Genomic DNA, 3,383 nt, shown 5'->3' on the forward strand with positions numbered 1-3,383 from the left:
GGATACTGGATCGCGGAAAGCCCCAAGATGAATTACAAGGCCGGCTTCAGGCCCCATGAAGTGCTGGTCGATGGGCAATGGGTGCTTTCTGAAGCACCTCCACAGGCATAGACCACAGCATCATCCAGCGCATCAGGATTTCACAGGGTAAAATTTGCAGCAGAAAGCCTGCACATGAAAAAGCCCGATTCAGCCCTCCCCGCTACACCGACCGTCCAGGTCATCGAAAGGATGTTCACGCTGCTTGAAATCCTGGCGAACCGCGAGGAAGCGCTTTCGCTCAAGGAAATCAGCGAGAAGTCCGGCCTGCACCCTTCCACAGCCCACCGCATCCTGAACGACCTGGCCACAGGACGGTTTGTGGATCGCCCGGCGGCGGGCAGCTACCGGCTGGGAATGCGGCTGCTGGAGCTGGGCAATCTCGTCAAAGCCCGCCTGGACGTCCGCGATGCGGCACTGCTGCCCATGCGCGAATTGCACAAGCTGACGCAGCAACCGGTTAACCTGAGCATGCGCCAGGGCGACGAAATCGTGTACGTGGAGCGCGCCTACAGCGAACGCTCCGGCATGCAGGTGGTGCGAGCCATCGGAGGCCGGGCGCCGCTGCATTTAACGTCTGTGGGCAAACTGTTTCTCGCGTTTGATGATCCGCAGCGCCTGCGCACCTATGCGACGCGCACAGGCCTGCCGGGGCAGACACGCAACAGCATCACGCAGTTGCCGATTCTGGAGCGCGAGCTTTCCAAAGCGCGCCAATATGGCATTGCGCGTGACAACGAAGAACTGGAGCTGGGGGTACGCTGCATGGCCGCAGGCATCTACGATGACCAGAACAAGCTGGTAGCAGGCTTGTCGATTTCAGCCCCCGCCGACCGTCTGGACGAACACTGGCTGCCCAAGCTGCAGGCGACCGCGAATGAAATTTCAACGGCACTGGGCTACAAACCCAAGTAAAAAGGCTACAGCCTAATCAGGCCGGGCGCTAGCAGCTATCAATACAATAGCAGGCTGCATACCTCAGGAAAGGTCAGCCGTTCACCTGCTTGGCGGAAGTGCTGACATTTACCTTGGGCTCGGCGACAGGATTCGACTCCACCCAGCGGCGTACACGCTCGGCATCGCCCAGTCGGCTCAATTTGCCTGCGGAATCCAGGAACACCATGATGAGCTTGCGGCCCGCGATTTTGGTCTGCATGACCAGGCATTGGCCGGCTTCAGAGATGTAGCCGGTTTTTTGCAGGCCGATGTCCCAGTCAGGGTTCTTCACCAGGCGATTCGTGTTGTTGTACTGCAGCGTACGCGTGCCGACGGCGACTTGATAGCCGGTAGACGTGGAGAGCTCACGCAGCATCGGGTCGCCATGCGCGGCATTGACCAGTGTTGCCAGATCTTGCGCACTGGACTGGTTACGGCTGGAAAGGCCGGTGGGCTCCACATAGCTGGTGTCCGTCATGCCCAGCATTTTTGCCTTGGCGTTCATCAGGTTGACAAACGTGCCCATGCCACCGGGATAGGTACGGCCCAAGGCATGTGCAGCGCGGTTCTCGCTCGACATCAGGGCAAGATGGAGCAACTCACCGCGTGTGAGCGTGGTGCCAACCTTCAGGCGTGAACTGCTGCCTTTTTCGGTGTCCACGTCGTCCTGCGTAATGGTGATGAGTTCATCCATGGGCAGCTTGGCGCCGCTGACGATCACACCGGTCATCAGTTTGGTGAGAGATGCGATCGGCAGCACAGCATGGTCGTTCTTGCTGAACAATACTTCACGGGTGTCCTGGTCAATCACCAACGCCACGCTGGATTTGAGTTCCAGGGGATCCTGCGAGCCGTGCAAGCCGGCAATCTGCCCGAACGATGGTTTGGCGGGCACAGACGCGCGAATGATGCTCTTGCGCTTGGTGCCTGCAACAAAACGTACGCTCCTGCGGGTGGAGATTACTTTTTTGGACGCCGTCGTTTTGGACGAAGCGTGCTGCTTTTTGACAATGGTGTTTTTCGCGGTTGCCGCACTGGCGGCCGGCACTGCAAAAGCTGCAACCAGGGCCATGAATCCAACGATTTTTAATGCGCGATTGAAAATCTGATGAGACATGGTGGTCTTGCCTGCGTGGGGATTGCGGTGATGGGATGGCTGGAGTGTATACAAATAGAAAAAGTCACGCAATATCAAAAACTTGCGCGACTTTCCTAAAAACACACTCAGTTTGTGACGTTTTTAACGCTTAAAGCCCCAACCACACCCAAACCCCGCGCTAAGTCATTGAATTTAAAGGATTTTATTTTCTAAATTGTTACATCATCCTTGTGCAGCCACGCGGTCAGCTTTACTTTGGAGCTTGTTCAGCGCGCTCAAATAAGCTTTGGCCGACGCGACCACTATGTCGGGATCGGCGCCGACGCCGTTGACCACCCGGCCGCTGTTCTGCAGGCGCACTGTGACCTCCCCCTGGCTTTCCGTCGACCCGCTGATGGCGTTCACGGAGTAAAGCACCATCTCCGCACCGCTTTTGACGTGTGATTCGATGGCTTTGAGGGAGGCGTCCACAGGGCCATTGCCGTCGGATTCGCCTTTGACTTCCTTGCCGGCTACCGTGAACACGACGCTGGCCTGGGGCCGCTCGCCGGTTTCACTKTGCTGCGACAGAGACACGAAACCGTATTGCTCGTTGTCATGTGAGGCACTTTCATCGCTGGCCAGCGCGAGAATGTCTTCATCGAAAATCTCGCTCTTGCGATCGGCAAGTTCCTTGAATTTGGCAAATGCATTATTGACGTCAGCTTCACTTTCCATGGCGACACCGAGCTCCAGCAGGCGCTGCTTGAAAGCATTGCGCCCGCTCAGTTTGCCCAGCACTATCTTGTTGGCGCTCCAGCCCACGTCCTCGGCACGCATGATTTCGTAGGTGTCGCGTGCCTTGAGCACGCCGTCCTGGTGAATGCCGGAAGCGTGTGCGAACGCGTTGGCGCCGACCACAGCCTTGTTGGGTTGCACCACAAAACCGGTGGTCTGGCTCACCATGCGGCTGGCCGCAAGGATGTGTTGCGTGTCGATGCCCAGCTCAAGGCCGAAATAATCCTTCCGGGTTTTGACGGCCATCACCACTTCTTCGAGCGAGCAATTGCCGGCGCGCTCGCCCAAGCCGTTAATGGTGCATTCCACTTGGCGCGCACCGCCGATTTTCACGCCGGCCAGAGAGTTGGCGACGGCCATGCCCAGGTCGTTGTGGCAGTGCACGGACCAGACAGCCTTGTCGCTGTTGGGAATACGCTCGCGCAGGTTCTTGATGAAGTTGCCGTAGAGTTCAGGGATGGCGTAACCCACAGTGTCCGGTACGTTGATGGTGGTCGCGCCCTCCTTGATTACGGCCTCCAGCACGCGGCAC

The 3,383-nt window shown here is 57.8% G+C and carries 3 protein-coding genes and 1 pseudogene; 2 read left to right on the top strand and 2 right to left on the bottom strand.

Going from position 1 to position 3,383, the window contains the following annotated elements; all coding sequences use genetic code 11:
* Both AC1D0Z_RS18150 and AC1D0Z_RS18155 read left to right on the top strand, forming a co-directional pair.
* Positions 1–111 (top strand): annotated as a pseudogene (locus AC1D0Z_RS18150) (arginyltransferase); the annotation flags it as partial.
* A 63-nt stretch (positions 112–174) separates the two neighbouring features.
* Positions 175–954, top strand: a complete 780-nt coding sequence (locus AC1D0Z_RS18155; protein ID WP_477659596.1) for an IclR family transcriptional regulator — start codon at positions 175–177, stop codon at positions 952–954.
* 73 nt (positions 955–1,027) lie between these two features.
* Here the strand turns inward: AC1D0Z_RS18155 and pbpG are convergent, their stop codons facing one another.
* Positions 1,028–2,092 carry a D-alanyl-D-alanine endopeptidase gene (gene pbpG, locus AC1D0Z_RS18160; RefSeq protein ID WP_477659597.1) on the bottom strand — a complete coding sequence of 355 codons (1,065 nt, stop codon included), beginning with the start codon at positions 2,090–2,092 and terminating at the stop codon, positions 1,028–1,030.
* Between the two features lie 204 nt (positions 2,093–2,296).
* The coding region (locus AC1D0Z_RS18165) for a 2-isopropylmalate synthase (protein WP_477659598.1) at positions 2,297–3,383 on the bottom strand (1,087 nt) is incomplete at its 5' end.

This window comes from Polaromonas sp. P1_E3 (assembly GCF_056405935.1).